This is a genomic window from Salegentibacter haimaensis, assembly GCF_054121495.1.
Genome location: NZ_JBSYGH010000001.1, coordinates 27,956 through 47,874, shown reverse-complemented (window position 1 = coordinate 47,874; position 19,919 = coordinate 27,956). Strand labels below are relative to the sequence as shown.

Annotated in this window: 24 protein-coding genes; 3 read left to right on the top strand and 21 right to left on the bottom strand. The window is 41.6% G+C overall.

The window, feature by feature from the left end; genetic code table 11:
• Positions 1 to 48: 48 nt before the first annotated feature.
• The 11 genes from ACW6QP_RS00270 to ACW6QP_RS00220 all read right to left on the bottom strand — a co-directional run bounded on the left by ACW6QP_RS00270 (position 49) and on the right by ACW6QP_RS00220 (position 7,922).
• Positions 49 to 561, bottom strand: a complete 513-nt coding sequence (locus ACW6QP_RS00270; protein ID WP_457908828.1) for a DUF2480 family protein — start codon at positions 559 to 561, stop codon at positions 49 to 51.
• A 40-nt stretch (positions 562 to 601) separates the two neighbouring features.
• Positions 602 to 925 (bottom strand): SUF system Fe-S cluster assembly protein, encoded by a 324-nt coding sequence (locus ACW6QP_RS00265; RefSeq protein WP_457908827.1) that lies wholly within the window; start codon positions 923 to 925, stop codon positions 602 to 604.
• Position 926: 1 nt separating this feature from the next.
• A complete protein-coding gene (locus ACW6QP_RS00260; RefSeq protein ID WP_457908826.1) occupies positions 927 to 1,352 on the bottom strand; it encodes a SufE family protein in 426 nt (141 codons plus the stop codon).
• 1 nt (position 1,353) lies between these two features.
• The gene (locus ACW6QP_RS00255; RefSeq protein ID WP_457908825.1) at positions 1,354 to 1,770 is read right to left on the bottom strand and encodes an META domain-containing protein; all 417 of its coding nucleotides are present in this window, start codon (positions 1,768 to 1,770) and stop codon (positions 1,354 to 1,356) included.
• Positions 1,771 to 3,009 (bottom strand): aminotransferase class V-fold PLP-dependent enzyme, encoded by a 1,239-nt coding sequence (locus ACW6QP_RS00250; protein ID WP_457908824.1) that lies wholly within the window; start codon positions 3,007 to 3,009, stop codon positions 1,771 to 1,773. It lies immediately after the preceding gene.
• A 49-nt stretch (positions 3,010 to 3,058) separates the two neighbouring features.
• Positions 3,059 to 4,375, bottom strand: a complete 1,317-nt coding sequence (gene sufD, locus ACW6QP_RS00245) for a Fe-S cluster assembly protein SufD (RefSeq protein WP_457908823.1) — start codon at positions 4,373 to 4,375, stop codon at positions 3,059 to 3,061.
• 97 nt (positions 4,376 to 4,472) lie between these two features.
• The gene (sufC, locus tag ACW6QP_RS00240; RefSeq protein WP_457908822.1) at positions 4,473 to 5,222 is read right to left on the bottom strand and encodes a Fe-S cluster assembly ATPase SufC; all 750 of its coding nucleotides are present in this window, start codon (positions 5,220 to 5,222) and stop codon (positions 4,473 to 4,475) included.
• A gap of 41 nt (positions 5,223 to 5,263) precedes the next feature.
• Positions 5,264 to 5,653, bottom strand: a complete 390-nt coding sequence (locus ACW6QP_RS00235) for a hypothetical protein (RefSeq protein WP_457908821.1) — start codon at positions 5,651 to 5,653, stop codon at positions 5,264 to 5,266.
• A gap of 16 nt (positions 5,654 to 5,669) precedes the next feature.
• The gene (gene sufB, locus ACW6QP_RS00230; RefSeq protein WP_457908820.1) at positions 5,670 to 7,115 is read right to left on the bottom strand and encodes a Fe-S cluster assembly protein SufB; all 1,446 of its coding nucleotides are present in this window, start codon (positions 7,113 to 7,115) and stop codon (positions 5,670 to 5,672) included.
• Between the two features lie 50 nt (positions 7,116 to 7,165).
• Positions 7,166 to 7,558 (bottom strand): four helix bundle protein, encoded by a 393-nt coding sequence (locus ACW6QP_RS00225; protein WP_457908819.1) that lies wholly within the window; start codon positions 7,556 to 7,558, stop codon positions 7,166 to 7,168.
• A 34-nt stretch (positions 7,559 to 7,592) separates the two neighbouring features.
• On the bottom strand, positions 7,593 to 7,922 hold the full coding sequence (locus ACW6QP_RS00220) for a HesB/IscA family protein (protein ID WP_457908818.1): 330 nt from the start codon (positions 7,920 to 7,922) through the stop codon (positions 7,593 to 7,595).
• 244 nt (positions 7,923 to 8,166) lie between these two features.
• Here ACW6QP_RS00220 and thiL point away from each other — a divergent pair, with 244 nt between their 5' ends.
• Positions 8,167 to 9,237, top strand: a complete 1,071-nt coding sequence (thiL, locus tag ACW6QP_RS00215) for a thiamine-phosphate kinase (RefSeq protein WP_457908817.1) — start codon at positions 8,167 to 8,169, stop codon at positions 9,235 to 9,237.
• Here the strand turns inward: thiL and ACW6QP_RS00210 are convergent.
• From ACW6QP_RS00210 to ACW6QP_RS00165, 10 genes are all read right to left on the bottom strand, one after another.
• On the bottom strand, positions 9,234 to 9,485 hold the full coding sequence (locus ACW6QP_RS00210) for a hypothetical protein (protein ID WP_457908816.1): 252 nt from the start codon (positions 9,483 to 9,485) through the stop codon (positions 9,234 to 9,236). The two genes, thiL and ACW6QP_RS00210, sit on opposite strands and share 4 nt — an antisense overlap.
• Positions 9,486 to 9,558: 73 nt before the next feature.
• Positions 9,559 to 10,329 (bottom strand): alpha/beta fold hydrolase, encoded by a 771-nt coding sequence (locus tag ACW6QP_RS00205; RefSeq protein ID WP_457908815.1) that lies wholly within the window; start codon positions 10,327 to 10,329, stop codon positions 9,559 to 9,561.
• 80 nt (positions 10,330 to 10,409) lie between these two features.
• The gene (locus ACW6QP_RS00200) at positions 10,410 to 11,171 is read right to left on the bottom strand and encodes a YoaK family protein (protein WP_457908814.1); all 762 of its coding nucleotides are present in this window, start codon (positions 11,169 to 11,171) and stop codon (positions 10,410 to 10,412) included.
• Positions 11,155 to 11,631, bottom strand: a complete 477-nt coding sequence (locus ACW6QP_RS00195) for a hypothetical protein (protein ID WP_457908813.1) — start codon at positions 11,629 to 11,631, stop codon at positions 11,155 to 11,157. Before ACW6QP_RS00195 ends, ACW6QP_RS00200 begins: the two co-directional genes overlap by 17 nt.
• 1 nt (position 11,632) lies before the next feature.
• Positions 11,633 to 12,115, bottom strand: a complete 483-nt coding sequence (locus tag ACW6QP_RS00190) for a hypothetical protein (protein WP_457908812.1) — start codon at positions 12,113 to 12,115, stop codon at positions 11,633 to 11,635.
• Between the two features lie 90 nt (positions 12,116 to 12,205).
• The gene (locus ACW6QP_RS00185) at positions 12,206 to 13,564 is read right to left on the bottom strand and encodes a HAMP domain-containing sensor histidine kinase (RefSeq protein ID WP_457908811.1); all 1,359 of its coding nucleotides are present in this window, start codon (positions 13,562 to 13,564) and stop codon (positions 12,206 to 12,208) included.
• Positions 13,548 to 14,264: a response regulator transcription factor gene (locus tag ACW6QP_RS00180; protein ID WP_457908810.1), complete on the bottom strand. Its 717-nt coding sequence runs from the start codon at positions 14,262 to 14,264 to the stop codon at positions 13,548 to 13,550. The genes ACW6QP_RS00185 and ACW6QP_RS00180 overlap by 17 nt, the downstream gene beginning before the upstream one ends.
• A 28-nt stretch (positions 14,265 to 14,292) precedes the next feature.
• Positions 14,293 to 15,585, bottom strand: coding sequence for an aminopeptidase P N-terminal domain-containing protein (locus ACW6QP_RS00175; protein ID WP_457908809.1), 1,293 nt, complete (start codon positions 15,583 to 15,585; stop codon positions 14,293 to 14,295).
• Positions 15,586 to 15,653: 68 nt separating this feature from the next.
• Positions 15,654 to 15,944 carry a chaperone modulator CbpM gene (locus ACW6QP_RS00170; RefSeq protein ID WP_457908808.1) on the bottom strand — a complete coding sequence of 97 codons (291 nt, stop codon included), beginning with the start codon at positions 15,942 to 15,944 and terminating at the stop codon, positions 15,654 to 15,656.
• The gene (locus ACW6QP_RS00165; RefSeq protein WP_457908807.1) at positions 15,941 to 16,879 is read right to left on the bottom strand and encodes a DnaJ C-terminal domain-containing protein; all 939 of its coding nucleotides are present in this window, start codon (positions 16,877 to 16,879) and stop codon (positions 15,941 to 15,943) included. The genes ACW6QP_RS00170 and ACW6QP_RS00165 overlap by 4 nt, the downstream gene beginning before the upstream one ends.
• Positions 16,880 to 17,116: 237 nt before the next feature.
• Here ACW6QP_RS00165 and ACW6QP_RS00160 point away from each other — a divergent pair, with 237 nt between their 5' ends.
• On the top strand, positions 17,117 to 17,833 hold the full coding sequence (locus ACW6QP_RS00160) for a succinate dehydrogenase cytochrome b subunit (protein WP_457908806.1): 717 nt from the start codon (positions 17,117 to 17,119) through the stop codon (positions 17,831 to 17,833).
• A 3-nt stretch (positions 17,834 to 17,836) separates the two neighbouring features.
• A complete protein-coding gene (locus tag ACW6QP_RS00155) occupies positions 17,837 to 19,840 on the top strand; it encodes a fumarate reductase/succinate dehydrogenase flavoprotein subunit (RefSeq protein WP_457908805.1) in 2,004 nt (667 codons plus the stop codon).
• The last annotated feature ends 79 nt before the right edge of the window (positions 19,841 to 19,919 follow it).

Genomic DNA, 19,919 nt, shown 5'->3' with positions numbered 1-19,919 from the left:
TGGGAATACCCCCGGGTTAGTGTATTAAAAAAAGCCTTTTTTAAAGGCTTAGGATTTTGGTTTTTTATAGAGAGGTACAGAGGAGCAGGCTTCTCCATACATCAGGCTTTTTACAACCGGCTGTAGTTTTTCTATTAGCAGTAAATATGCATTGGGAGGCACCGGGCGGTTCGAACAGCCTTTTACGATAACCGGTTTATCCTTCAATTCGCTTAAATCCATTTTCTGAATTTGCTCTGCATATAAAACAGTTTCTAAAAGTTCCAGGTCGCCGGTCACTACTTTCTTTGCAAAAGGCTGAAGTTTTGTCGCCAGAAACATATAAGCCCAGGCCGGAATTATCGCATCGCTGGAGCAAAACAGCGCTACATACTTTCCTTCATAGCGGCTCCAATCGTGAGCATTTGCCTGTTCCCTGAAATCTTTTTCCCGAAGCACAAACCCTTCCAGCAGCCAATCTTTCACATCAAACAATATACGTTCTCCCGGCAGGTAATAGTCTTCCAGGTTAAAAGTAATTAACTTGCTTTGTGCAACGCGATTTATGATTTCTTCAGCCATTTTAAAGTGAGAAGTTAAAAGTTAGAGGTTTGAAGTGAAATTATAAAAGGCCTAATTCCAATTTGGCTTCTTCGCTCATAAGATCTTGCGTCCAGGGCGGATCGAAGGTGATCTCTACCTCGGCATCTTTTACGGTATCCAGCGATTTTACCTTATCCTGCACCTCCTGCGGAAGACTTTCGGCTACCGGGCAGTTTGGCGTGGTGAGAGTCATTAGGATCTTTACTTCATAATCGGTATTTACCATTACGTCGTAAATAAGTCCCAGCTCGTAAATATCTACCGGGATCTCGGGATCGTAGATGGTTTTAAGCACCTTAACGATTTTTTCGCCCAATTCCTGAGTGTCTATTTCCTGTTCCATCTTAATTCAATTGAGTTTGGTATGCCACGGCATACATTTTTAGTTGTTTAATCATACTCACCAATCCATTGGCCCGGGTAGGGGAGAGATGCTCCTTAAGCCCAATTTCATCAATGAATTTCGTATCGGCTTCGATGATATCGGCGGGATGCTGATTGGAAAAAGCACGAATTAAAATCGCAACGATTCCCTTGGTGATTATCGCATCACTATCGGCCGTGAAAACCAGTTTGTCGCCTTCCAGCTCTGCGTGAACCCACACCTTGCTCTGGCAACCTTTTATAAGATTTTCGTCTATTTTATATTTTTCCTCAATAAGTGGCAGGGATTTTCCCAGTTCGATCATATATTCATAGCGCTGCATCCAGTCTTCGAACATTGCGAATTCCTCTACTATATCTTGCTGTATCTCTTTAATATTACTCACTTTAGTCGATTTTTGTGATTTTGAGAAGCTCTTCTTCGGTTTCCGATAAAAATATCAAATCTTCTCCATTTTTCACGAGCTTGCTTATTTCCGGTAAAATTTCTCCCAGTCGGTCTTCATATTGCATTTTTCCTTCGCAATACATTTTAGTTCCAATCCCAGGTTTAAATCGAATTCCCTCATCTGTAAATTCGTACCTGGTCGAGAAATTATTACAGCCCAAATTTCCTGCCAGTCTTTTTTCTTCGGCATCTACCTGAAGCCTGTAATCTTCAGCCGAAATATTTTCGCCCTCAAACTCCAGGACTTTATAATTGCCGTCTTCCAATTCCCTTATTTCTTCTGAAGATTTTTCAGAATTATTTCCGCAGGAAAAAGCCATCAGGGCAAGAACTATTATAAAAACTGATCTTTTCATCTAAGACAACATCATTTTTGCTTTTTTCACCCCTTCAATAAAACGATCTATTTCCTCTTTGGTATTGTAAAAGGCAAAAGATGCCCTCACCGTCCCCGGAATTTTATAGAAATCCATAATTGGCTGGGCACAATGGTGACCTGTGCGAACGGCAATTCCCATTTTATCCAGTAAAGTGCCTATGTCGTATGGATGCAGACCTTCGATATTGAAAGAGATCACTGCGGTTTTCTCTTTTGAGACTCCGTAGATTTTCATCCCTTCGATTTCCAGCAGTTTTTTCGTGGCATAATCCAACAACTCCTGCTCATAGGCTGCGATTTTACCAAAACCTATTTTGTTCATATAATCCAGGGCCGCTCCAAAAGCAATCCCGCCACAAATATTGGGAGTTCCGGCTTCAAATTTATGCGGAAGCCCGGCATAGGTTGTTTTTTCAAAAGTAACGGTTTCGATCATCTCACCACCACCCTGGTATGGAGGTAATTTTTCCAACCACTCCTCTTTTCCGTAGAGAATACCAATTCCGGTTGGGCCGCACATTTTATGTGCTGAAACCACGTAGAAGTCAACATCCAGGGCCTGCACATCGGCCTTGATATGCGGTGCGGCCTGAGCCCCGTCAATAAGGACCGCTGCACCCACCTTATGAGCAGTATCAATAATTTTTTTGATAGGATTCACCGTTCCCAGAGCGTTGGAAACGTGATTTAGAAAAACAAGTTTTGTTTTTTCTGAAAGCAGATTCTCAAATTCTTCAAAAATAAGCTCTCCGTTTTGGTTCATAGGAACCACTTTTAAAACCGCCCCCGTTTTTTCGCAAAGCATTTGCCAGGGAACGATATTGGAGTGATGCTCCAAAGCTGACACCAGGATTTCATCGCCCTTTTTTAAAAGGCTTGCAAATCCGCTGGCTACGAGGTTAATCCCGTGAGTGGTGCCCGAAGTAAACAGAATTTCATAAGCTTTCGCCGCATTGAAATGCTGCTGAATTTTAATCCTGGCCTGCTCGTATTTATCGGTGGCTTCCTGAGAAAGACTATGTACCCCGCGGTGAATATTTGCATTGTAATTGGAGTAATAATCTACAATCACATCGATTACCTGCTGCGGAGTTTGGGATGTAGCTGCATTGTCGAAATACACCAGCGGATAGTTATTCACCTTTCTCTTGAGAATAGGAAAATCTTCCCTGATTTTTTCGACATCAAAAGCTATATTTTCAGTAGCCAGGCTCATAGGTTCTGTTTTAAATTTCAGGAAGTAAAGTGGCTAGCCAAATATGCTGTTAAAGGCTAAAGCCTACTTCCACACCCAGTTTCTGGGCAATAAGTTTATTGATCCTTTTCTTGAGTTCAGGAATTTTTACGCTTTCGAGTACATTGTTGGCAAAAGCATACATCATTAAAGCCTGCGCCTCTTTTTTGGGAATTCCGCGTGACCTTAGGTAAAATAAAGAGTCTTCGTCTAATTGACCAATGGTACAACCGTGACTACACTTTACATCATCGGCAAAGATCTCAAGCTGCGGCTTTGAATTGATAGTGGCCTTGTCGTCTAACAATACGTTGTTATTCGACTGGTAGGCATTGGTTTTTTGCGCTTCTTTTTCCACAACAACTTTCCCGTTGAAAACACCGGTAGAACTTCCGTCGAAAATTCCTTTATAATCCTGGTGGCTTTCGCAGTTTGGTTCGATATGGTGAACTAAGGTATTATGATCTACGTGTTGCTTGCCTTCAATGATGGTAATTCCTTTAAGCGTAGAATCTATGCGCTCCCCTTTTTGGTAATAATTGAGGTTGTTCCTGGTAAGTTTACCTCCCATGGAGAAAGTATGCACCGAGCAGAAACTCTCGCCTTGCTGCTCAATAAAGGTATTGTCGATGAGTGAAGCCGTAGCGGCATCATTCTGAATTTTATAATAGTCTACTATAGCATGTTTCCCCACAAAAATTTCGGTTACCGAATTGGTTAAAACAGGCTGGCTGGTTAGACTTTGATGCGTTTCGATAATTTGTACCTGAGCATTTTCGCCTACAACCACCAAATTTCGGGGTTGTAACAATTGTGCTACTTCTTTCCCTGTAGAAAGATTCAGAATATGCACCGGTTTATCGGCGATCTTATTCTTCGGAATATGTATAAAAGCGCCTTCGCGGGTATAAGCCGTATTTAGAGCATTAAGCCCGGTTTTAGGTGCGATTTTATTGAAATATTTATCGATTACTTCCTTATAGGGAGCCTTGCTTAAGGCCGAAGACATCAGGCAAACGTCAATCTTATCGTGAGTGGTTTCAGAAAGATGAGAGGAATACACTCCATCAACAAAAACCAAATCGTAAGTATCTACATCGTCGATAAGATATTCTTTGATATCACGATACTCGATGCTATCGTTTCTCTTTGGGAAGAAATCGTAATCATGCTTAAGCAAAGCATTAAGCGAAGTATATTTCCAGGCTTCTTCTTTTTTCCCGGGAAAACCCAGGCTTTCAAAATCTTTGATCGCCTGATTTCTTATGGTATGTAGCTCATCATTATCTCCTGCATATACCTCTTCGAAAGTTAGAAATGATGAAACCAGTTTTTCTTTTAAATCCATTCTATGGGTTTTTATATTCTTCTAAAAAAGAAGAATTTTAAACTTTTTGACCTTATTGTATCAGGCTCGCATTTTATCGAACCTGCCACCATAATTCTTAAACCTTTTCAGCTTTAAGCCAGTCGTAACCTTTTTCTTCGAGCTCTAATGCAAGTTCTTTTCCACCCGATTTCACGATCTTTCCGTCAACCAATACGTGAACTTTATCGGGTTGAATATAATTTAGCAATCTTTGGTAGTGAGTAATCACTAATACAGCATTGTCGCTGTTTCGAAGTTTGTTTACACCGTTGGCCACCACTTTAAGCGCATCGATATCCAAACCGGAATCGGTTTCATCCAAAATCGAAAGTTTTGGATTCAACATCGCCATTTGAAAAATTTCGTTACGCTTTTTCTCTCCCCCCGAAAAGCCTTCATTTAAAGAACGGGAAAGAAAATTGCGGTCTATTTCCAGCATTTGAGCTTTTTCGCGAATTAGCTTCAGCATTTCGTTGGCCGGCATATCTTCAAGACCCTGGGCTTTACGATGGGCGTTGATAGCAGCCTTCATAAAATTGGTTACTGAAACCCCGGGAATCTCAACCGGATATTGGAAAGAAAGAAAAATACCCTTGTGAGCTCTTTCTTCAGGATCCAGCTCTCCCAGGTCTTCTCCTTCAAAAACGATCTCTCCCTGGGTTACGTCAAATTCTTCTTTCCCGGCAATAACCGAAGAAAGCGTACTTTTTCCTGAACCGTTAGGGCCCATTATGGCGTGAACCTCTCCTGGCTTTATTTCCAGATTAATTCCTTTCAGAATTTCTGTTTCGTCTATACTGGCGTGTAAATTATTTATTTTAAGCATAAATTCTCGATATACATCCCGTTTTACCCGGGACAGATTATTTATTCCTGATTAGTATTAGCTGAAGGATCTTTCTCCTCCAGTATTTCTAAAATTTCCCGAATTTCGATATTCTCTTCCCAGCCTTCCTGCTGCGTATTCGGAACTATTTTTCCTTTAATTTTAACCTTCACCATATCGAAATCTTCTTTCTTATATGGTTGCACCCGGTTGGCCAGTTCCTGAGACATAGAATCTATAGTCACCCCATAGATAAAATTATTGCCTCTAAACACTGCCGCATCGGCAACATAGATGAATTCCCCCACCAAAGTAGGAATACTATCCTGCACGGTATCGGTTTCTTCAGGCTGCATAAGCTCCTGCCGGGCTTCATCCTGGCAGGCCAGCATTCCCCAAAGTAGCACTATGATTGCAAAAAGTCTTTTCACGGGTCTAAGCTTTGATTTATCCTACCGATCCTTCAAGAGAAATCTCCAGTAGTTTCTGGGCTTCCACAGCAAATTCCATAGGCAGTTTATTCAAAACTTCCTTGCTGAACCCATTTACGATAAGTGCAATAGCCTTTTCGGTATCGATCCCGCGTTGATTGCAGTAGAAAATCTGGTCTTCACCAATTTTACTGGTGGTAGCTTCGTGTTCTACCTGTCCTGTCTTATTTTTTACCTCGATATACGGGAAAGTATGGGCGCCACACTTATTCCCCATTAACAGCGAATCACATTGCGAAAAGTTTCTCGCATTCTCTGCCCGGGAATTGATTTGTACAAGCCCGCGGTAGGAGTTTTGAGATTTTCCTGCTGAAATTCCTTTGGAGATGATCGTGCTTTTGGTGTTTTTTCCCAGGTGAACCATCTTGGTCCCGGTATCGGCCTGCTGAAAGTTATTGGTAACAGCGATAGAATAGAATTCTCCAATTGAATTGTCTCCCTTTAAAATACAGGAAGGATACTTCCAGGTTACTGCAGAGCCTGTTTCTACCTGGGTCCAGGAGATTTTTGAATTTTTCTCGCATAGACCTCTTTTGGTTACGAAGTTGTATACCCCACCTTTACCTTCTTTATTTCCGGGGAACCAGTTTTGCACGGTGCTGTATTTGATTTCAGCATCATCTAAGGCAATAAGTTCTACCACCGCTGCGTGCAGCTGATTTTCATCGCGGCTCGGTGCGGTACAACCTTCCAGGTAACTCACATAGCTGCTTTCATCAGCCACTACCAGGGTTCTTTCAAATTGTCCGGTTCCTGCCTGATTAATTCTGAAATAAGTAGAAAGCTCCATTGGGCAACGTACTCCTTTCGGGATGTAACAAAATGAACCATCACTAAATACTGCAGAATTCAAGGCTGCATAGAAATTATCGGTTTTAGGAACTACCGTTCCCAGGTATTTTTTCACCAACTCGGGATGCTCCTGAATCGCTTCAGAAATAGAGCAGAAAATAATTCCTTTTTCGGCCAGAGTTTTCTTGAAGGTCGTGGTTACCGAAACCGAATCCATCACCACGTCTACAGCTACCCCTGCCAGTTTTTTCTGTTCGTCTAAAGAAATCCCAAGACGTTTAAAGGTGTCCAGCAATTCTGGATCTACCTCATCAAGGCTCTCGTATTTAGGTTTTTTATTGGGAGCAGAATAGTATGAAATATTTTGAAAATTGGGTTTTTCATAATGCACATTGGCCCAATCTGGCTCTTCCATTTTTTCCCAAACTCTAAAGGCTTCAAGTCGCCATTCGGTCATCCATTCGGGCTCCTCTTTTTTCTTCGAAATAGCCCTTACAATATCTTCATTGAGCCCTACAGGGAAGGTATCAGATTCTATATCGGTATAAAATCCGTACTCATACTCCTTGGTTTCGAGCTCTTTCTTTAAATCGTCTTCAGTATATGCCATATAATTTTTATTCAAAAATTATTCAAGGTTCAAAATTCAAAATTCAAAGTCTAATTTTTGAATTTTGAACCCTTAAATTCACTGTTTTGTAAATAGCGCATAAAAGCACCAATTTGTTTGCTAAGCGAAAAAACCTGGTCTTTATATTGATTGAATTCCTCTTCGCTTATATATTTTCTATCAAAAACCCGATAGAACTGGGAACGGGTTTCTCCACAAGAAGATTTAGCAACCGATAGAAATTGAATAAATTCCCGGTTTCCGTTTCGTTCAAAACCTTCAGCTATATTGTCCATTAAAGATCCTGAAGATCCATTTAGTTGGTCATATAGCTTATAATCTGTTTTTAGTCCAGTATTCTCCCTAATTTCAAAAACAACATTGCAAACCTCTCTGGCTAATTGCCAAATTTCAAGGTCTTCAAATTGTTTTATCGTTCCCATAATCTTGAATCTTGAACTTAAATCTTAAATTTCCCTATAGCGAAAAACTTTCGCCACAGCCGCAGGTGCGTTGCGCATTGGGATTGTTAAACACAAAACCCTTGCCGTTCAAACCACCCGAATATTCCAGAATGGTCCCGGCCAGGTAAAGCACGCTGCGTTTGTCTACCACGATTTTTACATCGTTGTCTTCAAATAATTTATCGCTTTCTGCCTGAGATTTGTCGAACTTAAGTTCATAAGACAAGCCAGAGCAACCTCCACTCTTTACCCCCACGCGAACATAGTCCTGACGGCTGTCATAACCTTCTTCGCTCATTAGGGCTGCTATCTTCTTTTTAGCATCTTCGCTTACTTTAATCATAACCTAAAAAGATTAATTCCAAATTGGGCACAAATATACTACAAAAGCAGCGGTTAACCATAGAACCTGTATATGTTTTAGGAATGCTTTCATAGCTCCTGTCAATGCCATTTTTATTGCTGATTTTTGAATTTTTGTGCCTTAATTTCAAACAAATTATTTTAACCGAATCCTATAAGGAACTCCCCGGTTTTATATGTGATTGTATAATATTCAGTTATTTTTGCATTTAAAATTAAAGCTTATGTTTCAGGATAGTCAGGATATGCGCACAAACCTTTCAGAATTAGGTGAATTTGGTCTCATCGAACATCTTACCCGTAACTTTAGTCCCAAGCAGGAAACTACAATTCGGGCCATAGGCGATGATGCAGCTGTTCTGGAGTTTAAGGATAAGCAAACCGTAGTTACTACCGATCTTTTGGTAGAGGGAGTGCATTTCGATTTGGCCTATACGCCATTAAAGCATTTAGGCTATAAGGCGGTGATGGTGAATGCCAGCGATGTGTATGCGATGAATGCCACTCCCAGTCAGATCACAGTTTCTATTGCGGTATCCAACCGGTTTCCTGTAGAGGCTTTGGAAGAATTATATGCCGGTATTGAACTGGCCGCCAAAATTTACAATATCGATGTGGTAGGTGGCGATACCACCTCCTCAACTTCGGGCTTGCTCATTAGCATAACAGCTCTAGGTTATGCTGCCAAAGAAGATGTGGTTTACAGGAGCGGAGCCAAAGCCAATGATTTGCTGGTGGTTTCAGGAGATCTGGGAGCGGCCTATATGGGCCTTCAGATTTTAGAAAGAGAAAAACAGGTTTTTAAAGCCAACCCCAACGCCCAGCCCGATCTCGACGCCTATACTTACCTCATTGAAAGGCAACTTAAACCTGAAGCCCGAAAAGACATTCCGCCATTGCTGAAACAACTCGAAGTAAGACCCACTTCGATGATCGATATTTCTGATGGGCTTTCTTCTGAAGTAATTCATCTTTGTAAAAATTCGGAAGTGGGCGTGAACCTTTTTGAAGATAAAATTCCGCTCGACCCGGCTGTGATTTCTGTATGTGAGGAATTTAAAATAGACAGCACTACCATTGCCCTAAGCGGGGGAGAGGATTACGAATTGCTCTTTACCGTGGCACAAAAAGATTACGATAAGATAAAGGGGAATCCGCATCTTAGCGTAATTGGTTATATGACCGGGAAAGAAGAAGGTATGCACCTTATAACCCGGGCAAATACCAAAATCCCGCTAATCGCCAGGGGATGGAATGCGATGGAGGATAAAGAGAAGAAAGATTCTGAAGATTAAGAAACTTCAGCAAAGCAACGTTCCTTTCGCTTTTTATGAATTTTAGCCAGGTATTCGTTGGTTTCTTTAAACTTTGGGGTTAGGCGGGCTAAAAGACCGTTTGCGGTATCGGTCATTTCCATTCCGCAATTCTTGCAGCGATATTCATGAATGTGATCGGTTACATTTTTTGAAACCGTGAATTTGTGTCCGAGAATGCTGCATAAAACCTTTCCGAACACTAAAATTGTAGGGTCCTTTTTTCTCATAAAGGTTTGACGTTTTGGTTAATAGATGCACTAAAGTATAAAAAAAAGTTAAACAATCGACAAACAGCGTTAATTAATCGATGAAATGCAATATTTTCATTAGTTTCTCCGGCTCTTCTATAAAGGCCAGGTGCTCACCGGGATAGCTAAAAAGTGCACATCCACATTGGGATGCGAGCTCTTTTACTTCCAAAAATTCTAAAACCGGATCACTTTCTCCGGCGATGATAATTTTTTTACCGGTAAATCGCTTTAAGCTCATCGAATTGTCTGTACGAATTTTCATACCTTGAAGTGCAGCGATAATTGCTTTTGACTCCATATTATGGGCTTTTTGTTTTAAAATTTCAAGTTCGTCTTTGAATTTTTCAGAATTTTCGGGTCCCAGTAAGTTGCCTATCGCCATACTTACAAAGGCCTTTTTGTTTTTTCGAACCAGGGCGCTGGCCCGATCTCTGTTTTCCTGCCGCTCTTCACTATCGGCAGCAGGCGTAGAATTGATTAAAACAATAGCCTTGCACATGCTATTAAAATTCTTTTGAAATTCCAAACTTACATAGCCTCCCATCGAGTGTCCCGCCAGGCTGGCCTGTTCTATCTGTAATTCATCCATTACTGCTCTCACGCATTGCGCCATAAATTCCATTGTATGCAGTTCCCCGTTGCTGCCCGATTTGCCGTGCCCGGGCAGGTCTATACACACCACCTGCCGGTGTTTTGATAATTCTTGCTGGAATTTTTCCCAAATCTCCAGGCTTTCCAAAAATCCGTGCAGCAGGATAAGCGTATTTCCCTCTCCTTTAGTGGTATAATGAATTCTTGTGTTCTGAAATTGTAACATCATAGCTTTTGATATTTCGTGAATATAAAAAACCCCTTCCAAAATAAATCCTGGAAGGGGCAGCAATTCAAACAGAATGGTTTTTACTCTGAAGCTATTGTTCTAAAGTTTAACTGAACCTGTTTTCTTTTTCTGATGAGTCGTTTCACCTTTAATTTATAATATTCATATGCGATAATGAGCCCTATAACCAGGCAGGCTACGTGAAATACCAGGAACCCGATTTTCAGGTAGATCAATCCTGCAAAGATCCCTCCCGATAAATAGGCTGTGGCAATGGTGAGCAAAATATTTTTCTTGGCCCGTAAAGCTTTATTTTCTCTAAAGCGTTTTTGTGTAAACATAGAGGCCAAAAGACCAATATCGGTAGTAAGCCCCGTAAGGTGGGTTGTTTTTACCGCGAAATTCGAAATGCTGGCAGTAAGTCCGTTTTGGATACCCATTGCAAACAGCATAATTGCTACCATAAGTTCTGTTTCAGCAAGGGTTTCGGCATAGTACAGGTAGCCGTAGGTGCCCACTGCGAAAAGGCATAAAATTTCAATAAATAGGGGCAGGGAATGTGCCAGGTAGCGGTTTTTTCGATCGAAATTGATCACGATATAATTCGAGGTGAAATTTCCGAAGAAAAACATAAAGATCCACCCAAAAACGATGAGGGCTTCGTGCCAGTTTCCCTTGGCGATTTCTTCGGCCATGATTGCATAGTGCCCGGTAACATTCGAGGTAAAGGCAAAAAATATGATCACCGAGGTGACATTGACCATCCCGGCCGAAAATGCTGTTAAACCTCCAAGTTGTATATTATCTTTTAAAGACCGGTAATTATTATGTTTTCTCAGCATAGGTGATTTCTTCTATTTTTTTAAATTTTAACCTTACGATGCCTTTCGCCTGAATCTCGGTGTGGAAATACAACACCAGCTCATCTTCGTTCACATAATAGAGGTTGTAATGTTCAGCCTGGGAGCCTTCATTTACTTTTAAGATATTCCCCCGACCTTTTAAAGTCCATTCCATTTCCTGCGAATTCACAGGATTCTTATGGAGCACCAGTTTCCCGTTGGGTAAAAAATCCCATCTTTCAGCCTTATGAATACTCAGGTCTTCGGTAAGCGAATCTTTTTCGGCCCGGCTTATTTCCTTTTGATTTCTTTGAGGTGATTTTTCATATGCCCATTCTACTGCTTCCCATTTTCCGATTAATTTATCATTACGATCGGTGGTAGTTGAAAGCAGAAGACTAAAGACAATAAGAACCCCGCAAAAACAAAGAATTAACCTTAATAAATAGCTGTTCTTCATCTTAGGGCATTAAAAGTCTTGATAACTGAAATCCCTTTGCAGGCTCCTGGCTGCTGGTGTAATCTACCTCGCAGCTTTCCAGGTTAGATTTTTTCAGATAAGGCACAAGGTTGAATCCGTTTTTCCTGTTAATGCTTAAAGCATTGTTTTCCCGGGGTACATATACTTTTTCGATCTGATTGGCTTCCAGAAAATTTATAAAAGCCGATTTTGTCCCGCCGGTAAAAATATCGGTATCCAAGTGGTGAATTTTTTCGGAAAATTTATTTTCGATGATGGCCAGGGCTTCGCAAAAATCGTCTTCCCGTAATTTGCTAATACAGGCCGATTTTGAGAAAAACAATAAATCGCTTATTGAAGTTGAAATATTTGCGCCATAAACCAGGGTGATATTTACTTTTTCGGCTTCTTCTTCGCGTAAGGCGGTTTTTAAGATTTCAAGAGATTCTACAGTAAAATCGGTTGGGATCAGAATATTTTTCATGATAGCTTTTTTTTGTTCGGGGCAAAGCTATCCCCGGCCTTTTATAACCAACTTAGACTGAGATAAGAATTAGATAAGTAAAAGTTAAGATTATGCCAAATTGATGGGAATGCGCACTTCAACTGTAGTTCCGTTTTTCCCGTCTGAGCTTACCAGAAGTTTTCCCTGGTGTATTTTAAAGATATTGCGGCTTAGGGGAAGGCCTATTCCGTAGCCTTTAAAAGGATGGGTGTTGGAAGCTCTAAAAAACGGGTCGTAAATATGTTTTAGCTCGTCGGGCGGGATGCCGATTCCCTGATCTTTAACCACTACTACAATGTTTTGATTCGAAACTCCAATGGCCACTTTTACTTTTTGATGTTGAGAATATTTACTGGCATTCATCAATATATTAAAGAAAGCCAGGTTTAATAGCTGCCTGTTTCCTTTAAATTTCAATTTGTCGGGATTATCGGGAATCAAACTAAAATCGATATGAATTTTGGCTTCAGGGTAGAGTTTAAGCAAATTATCTTTCACATCGATGAGCAGCTCATCGATTCTAATTTCTTCAAACATTTGGCGATTTGCCGTATAACTGGTTTGCGCAAAAGAGAGCAAGGCTTCGATTTTGCTCTTCAGATTTTCGGCGTCTTCGAGAATATCGCTAAGGGTTTTTTGATAGTATTCCTGGGAGCGTGCCTGCGAGATGGCGATTTCGGCCTGTCCTATAATAGAGGTGAGTGGCGTGTTAAGTTCGTGCGAGGCATTGCTAATAAAATTTTTCTGGGTTTCGAATGAGGTCTCCAGCCTGTTTAGCATTTCATTAAAGGAGGTGGTGATAGAAGCCAGTTCTTCATTTCTTGGGGTAGGAAGCCTGCGATTTAAACTTTCGGTACTTATGCCTTGCATTCGCTTCACAATATTCTCGATTGGTTTTAAGACTTTTCGGGAGAACATCCAGCTAATCAGTAAAATTATGAGCACAGAGGCTACCAGCCCCAACAGGAGGATATTTCTTAAATACAAAGCGTGGTGTGTGCTGTAATAATTTTCGGCGCTGGCTATTACCACATAGTTCTTATTGCCGGCTGAATAAAGAATTCCGGAGTAATAGATATTGCCGTTATTGTAGGTGGCGCTTTGGTTCTCGAGAATTTCTTCATAAAAATCCCGCGGGAATTCCCAGCTATCATAATTATCGCCTAAATAATCATCGGGATCGATGATGATTATTTGTTCTTCGGGTAATTCTTCTAAAAATTCCTGCTGAATTTCCCTAACCGCATCAATATCGGCTCTGTTTTCAAGCTCGATTTTAGCAGCGGTGGCCGCCCGAATTTCCAGGCGCTTATAAAAATCGGAATAGGCATAGTTATTTAACGCATAGTATACAAACCCACTAAATAACAGCAGGTAAATGATAAAAACGCTGGTAAGGAAAAAGATTATCTTAGTTTGTGTCTTCATCGTTTTCCTTTAATACATATCCCATTCCTATCACCGTTTGTATCAAACGGGGGCTTCCGGCGTTTTCAATTTTCTTGCGAAGATAATTTACGTAGACATTTACTACATTGGTGCCAATATCATAATCCATTCCCCAAACCTTCTCCAGGAGTTCAGCCTGGGAAAAAACCCGTAAGGGAGATTTAATAAAATTCAGCAATAATTTATACTCTGTATAGGTGAGCTTAACCGGTGTGCCGTTAACTTTTAAGGTTTTGGTGAGGTCGTCTACGCTCAATCCCGCAAAACGATATAAATTCGGATTATTATTTTCGAGAATTGGGCTTTTAGATCTTCTCATCAGGCTGTTGATTCGGGCGATGAGTTCTATAAATTTAAAGGGTTTGGTGAGATAATCGTCACCCCCGCTATCCAATCCCACGGCCACATTTTCTGAACTTCCCAGGGCGGTCAAAAAGAGTATGGGTACAGCCTGATCTTTCTGGCGCACTTCTTTACAAATCTCTATGCCGTTTTTCCCCGGAAGCATAATATCGAGAATCAAAAGATCGAAATGCAACCCGGGGTCCAGGGCCATCTTGAGGCCCTGGTTTCCCTCGAATGCTATGGTTACCTCAAAGCCGGCTTCGGTTAAACCCTGGTTGACGAATTCACAAACCCTGGCGTCATCTTCAACCAATAAAATTTTTCTTCCGGCCATCTGGTATTTTTAGAGGAAACAAACAGAGTTAAGAATTCATAATTTCTTCAATTTCCTCTATTTCTATCGGAATATTTCTCATCAGGTTAAAGGGTTCACCTTTCTCTTGAATTACCACATCGTCTTCCAGGCGAATTCCGAAGCCTTCATCGGGCAGATAAATTCCCGGTTCTACGGTAAAAACCTGATTGGCTTTCATAGGCTCGGTTAGAATTCCGTAATCGTGAGTATCAAGACCAATATTGTGCGCGGTGCCGTGCATAAAATATTTCTTGTAAGCCGGCCAGTTGGGATCTTCATTCTGCACATCGGCTTTGTCCAGTAGCCCAAGATCCAATAATTCTGAAGTCATCAACTTCCCAACTTCTTTATGGTATTCTGCCCAAATAGTTCCAGGCACCAACCAGCTGGTCGCTTCATTTTTTACGCGGTTAACCGCGTTGTAGATTTGTTTTTGTCTGTCGTTAAAACGCCCCGAAACCGGGATGGTTCTGGTCATATCGCTCGAATAATTAGCATATTCTGCCCCGGTATCCAGAAGGATGAGTTCGCCTTCTTTACACTGCTGATTGTTCTCGGTATAGTGCAAAACATTAGCGTTGTTACCACTGGCGATTATAGGAGTGTAGGCAAAACCACGGCTGCGGTTGCGTATCATTTCGTGCCAGTATTCTGCCTCGATTTCGTGCTCCCAAACTCCGGGTTTTACGAATTTTAATGTTCTGCGGAAGGCTTTTTCAGTAATATCACAGGCTTTTTGCATAAGGTCCAGCTCGATGGGATCTTTTACTGAGCGAAGTCTTTGCAAAATAGGATTGCTTTTGGCCACCTGGTGGGCCGGGTATTTCTCCTTACACCATTTTATAAATCGGTCATCGCGGGTTTGGGTTTGTACATTGGCCCGGTAATGTTCGTTGGTATTGAAATATACAGTCTCGCACTGGCTCATCAATTCAAAAAACACCTTCTCAAAATCCTGAAGCCAGATCACGGTTTTCACCCCGCTAACCTCAAAAGCTTTGTCTTTGGTGAGTTTTTCGCCTTCCCAAACTGCGATATGAGCGTTGGTCTCGGTTAGGAAAAGAATCTCCCGGTGTTCGGGTTTTGGAGCATCGGGAAAAAGCACCAAAATCGCCTCTTCCTGGTCTACCCCGCTTAAATAAAAAAGATCGCGGTTTTGCTGAAAAGGCATAGTACTGTCGGCTCCAATAGGATAAATATCATTGGCATTGAATACCGCCAAACTATTAGGCTTCATGCCAGCCATAAAGTTTTTACGGTTTTTTATAAATAATTCTTTGTCGATTTGATCGTATCTCATAATTATAATTTCTGAAATTTTTGCCCTTAATTTTTTGATGGGCTTTGCAAAGGTATTAATATCCCTTACTATTCATAAAGGCCCAGGCGGTTTTTGAGTTCCTGGTTTTTCTTTTGAAGTTTTTGCAGCTGTTTTAATAAATGTGAAATAGCTTCCAGGCCTTCCAGGTTGATGTTCAAATCATAATGCAGCCTCATAAATCTTTCGAGGTCGGCCATTTTATCGCAATGTATATACTGCGTTTGTTCAACGGTTACAATTTCTATAAGGCCACTCTCGTGCAGATTACTAATAAAAGTATTCTCCACTTTATATTTTGCGCAAATTTCATCGGTGGTTACCAGGTCTTCAATTCTCATGAGCGTAGTTTTTGTAGTTGCCTGAATAAATCTTTTTCTTTTTCGGTGAGCCCGGTAGGCAATTTCACGTTATAGGTGATATACAGGTCACCAAATTGACCTTCTTTTTTATACTTCGGAAATCCTTTGCCCTTCAGTTTAACTTTGGTGCCGGGTTGGGTTTCGGGTTTTACTTTCAGTTTGGCTTTTCCCTCAAAAGTATTCACGGTTACCTCCCCGCCCAGCAAAGCGGTGTAAAAATCTACCTCTATCTGGGTATATAAATTCTCTTTTTCTCTGCGAAAGTGGGTGTCATTGTGAATATTAAAGGTGATATACAAATCGCCTTTTGGCCCGCCCTGCACTCCTGGCCCGCCGTGACCTTTAATTTTTATGGTTTGGCCATTCTCCACTCCCGCCGGAATAGTCAATCGAATATTTTTCCCGTTTACGGTGAGGGTTTGTTTATGGCTGCGATATACATCGCTTAAATTTAATTGCAATTCAGCATTGTAATCCTGGCCTTTAAAATGCCTGCCGCGGCCAGCTCCCTGGGATCTTGCGCGGCTTCCAAACATCTCTTCAAAAAAGTCTGAAAAAGTATCTTCATCAAAATTCCCCGAATAGCTATATCCGCCCTGGCCTCCAAATCCGCCAAAATCCTGTGCACTGCCACGATAGGCCCCACCCGATGCCTGTTGTTGCCTTCGGGCTTCTTCATACTGTTCGGCGTGTTGCCAGTCTTTGCCATATTTATCGTACTTTTTGCGTTTTTCTGGATCGCTTAAAACTTCATTGGCTTCATTGATTTGTTGAAACCTTGCCTGCGCCGCCTTATCGTTAGGATTAAGGTCGGGATGAAACTTTCTGGCAAGCCTGCGATAGGCCTTCTTGATATCGGCCTGGCTGGCCGATTTATCCAGTTCCAGTAATTTGTAGTAGTCGATGAATTCCATTTTCAGGAAATAAGATGTTTATTGAATGCTCTGAAAATTACTAAAAATCACGCCCGGATTGCGTTAAGCTTTTCAAAAAAGCAGGTCAAAACCAGTAGTTTGGCGAAATCGTTAGAACTCCGGCTTCAACATACTTTAAATTAATTCTAAATAGAGTTGAATATCGCTGTTAAAGTTTGTCAAAAATTATTATGAGGTGTATTTTTGCTAGCACTTTATCAAACAATCAAGAAATTTATGGCAAAATCTGCGCTATTAAAGTCATCTCTGGCAAAAAAGTACTGGATGGCTTTCACGGGCCTCTTCCTTTGCACGTTTTTAGTAGGACATCTTTTAGGAAATTTGCAACTGCTACAGCCAATGGGCGATGCTGCAAGGGATCAATTTAACGAATATGCCTTGTTTATGACCACTAACCCCGCGGTGATGGTCTTATCTTATGTTACTTATCTCAGTATCATTTTTCACGCTATAGATGGGATTGTGCTTACTATTCAGAATAGAAAAGCGCGCCCGCAGAAATATGTAAACTTTAAACCTTCGGCCAACACCAAATGGCAATCTAGGAATATGGCTTTTTTAGGAACCATTATCCTGGTGTTTATCATCATACATATGCAGATGTTCTGGGCACAGATGAAATTTGGCGGGCTGGATGATACCATCTACACCACGGCTTCAGGAGCGCAGGTAAAGGACCTTTATACCTTAACTATTCAATCATTTCAGGACCCCGAGTATGGTCTTATTTGGGTAGGAGTGTATGTGCTCTCAATGCTGGCCATTGCTTTCCATCTATTGCACGGCTTTGCCAGCGGTTTCCAATCGCTGGGAGTGAACCATCCAAAATACAATGGATTTATAAGAAAATTTGGCTATGCTTTCGCTATCCTTATTCCGCTGGCCTTTGCCATTATCCCAATTTACATTCACTTCGGACTTGAAAAAATATAAGCTATGGGAATATTAGACTCTAAAACACCAAAAGGCCCATTGGCAGAAAAGTGGACCAATCATAAAAACGAGATTAACCTTGTTAATCCCGCGAATAAAAGAAATATAGACGTAATTGTTGTGGGAACCGGTCTTGCCGGGGGTAGTGCTGCCGCAACTCTTGCCGAACTTGGATATAATGTAAAGACCTTTTGTTACCAGGATTCTCCTCGTAGAGCGCACTCTATTGCGGCTCAGGGAGGGATCAATGCAGCAAAAAATTACCAGGGCGACGGAGATTCAAACTATCGGCTTTTTTACGATACCGTAAAAGGAGGCGATTATCGTGCGCGTGAATCTAACGTGTACCGTCTTGCTGAGGTTTCAGCTAATATTATCGACCAGTGTGTAGCCCAGGGGGTGCCATTTGCCCGCGAATATGGCGGACTTCTTGACAACCGCTCTTTTGGTGGGGTTTTGGTTTCCAGGACTTTCTATGCCAAAGGTCAAACCGGGCAGCAATTATTGCTTGGAGCTTATTCAGCGATGAACCGACAGATTAACCGTGGGAAGATTCAGTCTTTCAATCGTCACGAAATGCTGGATTTAGTAATCGTGAATGGAAAAGCCCGCGGGATTATAGCCCGGGATTTGGTGACAGGAAAACTTGAAAGACACTCGGCTCATGCCGTGGTAATCGCTTCAGGAGGATACGGGAATGTGTTTTTCCTTTCTACCAATGCGATGGGAAGCAACGTAACTGCTTCCTGGAAAATTCATAAAAAAGGAGCTTTTTTCGCCAACCCTTGTTTTACGCAAATTCACCCTACCTGTATTCCGGTTTCGGGAGACCATCAGTCTAAATTAACGCTGATGTCTGAATCTCTTCGGAATGATGGTAGAATCTGGGTTCCGAAGAAAAAAGAAGATGCTGAAGCGGTTCGCGCAGGCAAACTGAAGCCTACCGATATTAAAGAAGAAGACCGGGATTATTATCTCGAGCGAAGATATCCTGCATTTGGTAACCTGGTGCCGCGCGATGTGGCGTCCAGAGCTGCTAAAGAGCGATGCGATGCCGGATACGGAGTAAACCGAACCGGAGAGGCTGTTTTTCTTGATTTTAGCAGTGCATTTATGCGTTACGGAAAAGAAGCCGCGATCTCTCAGCATATCGAAAATGCAACCGATGAAAAGATCCTGGAATTAGGAAAAGCCGTGGTGGAAGCCAAATACGGGAACCTGTTCCAGATGTACGAAAAGATCGTAGACCAGAATCCGTATGAAACTCCTATGATGATCTATCCTGCAGTGCATTATACTATGGGTGGAATCTGGGTAGATTACGACCTGCAAACCACTATTCCCGGATGTTTCGCAGCCGGAGAGGCGAACTTCTCAGATCACGGTGCTAACCGTCTGGGAGCTTCAGCTTTAATGCAGGGTCTGGCCGATGGATATTTCGTATTGCCTTATACCATAGGAAATTACCTGGCCGACGACATTAGAACCGGCCCGATTTCAACTGAAACAAAAGAGTTTGAAGAGGCAGAGAATGCAGTGCGTTCTCAACTTGAAAGACTTATCAATAATAAAGGGACCAAATCTGTAGACCACTTCCATAAGCGATTAGGGAAAATTATGTGGGATAAGGTTGGAATGTCCCGAAACGCCCAGGGATTGCAGGAAGCTCAGGAGGAAATCCGCCAGCTTCGCGAAGAATTCTGGAAAGATGTTCGCATTCCTGGCGAAATGAACGAGATGAATGCAGAGCTGGAAAAAGCCGGTCGTGTAGCCGACTTCCTTGAACTGGGAGAGCTTTTTGCCAAAGATGCCCTGCATAGAAATGAATCTTGTGGAGGTCACTTCCGCGAGGAATATCAAACCGAAGAAGGAGAAGCCCTAAGGGATGACGAAAACTTTATGTATGTAGCGGCCTGGGAATACACCGGGAAACCCGGCGATGCCGTACTGCATAAGGAAGACCTGGTTTATGAAAATATCGAAGTAAAAACGCGTAGCTATAAATAATTTGAAAATTTGAAATTTAGTCAATTTGAAAATTGGCAAATCTTCAAATATTAAAAGTTAAGGGTTATTGGTTAAGAGT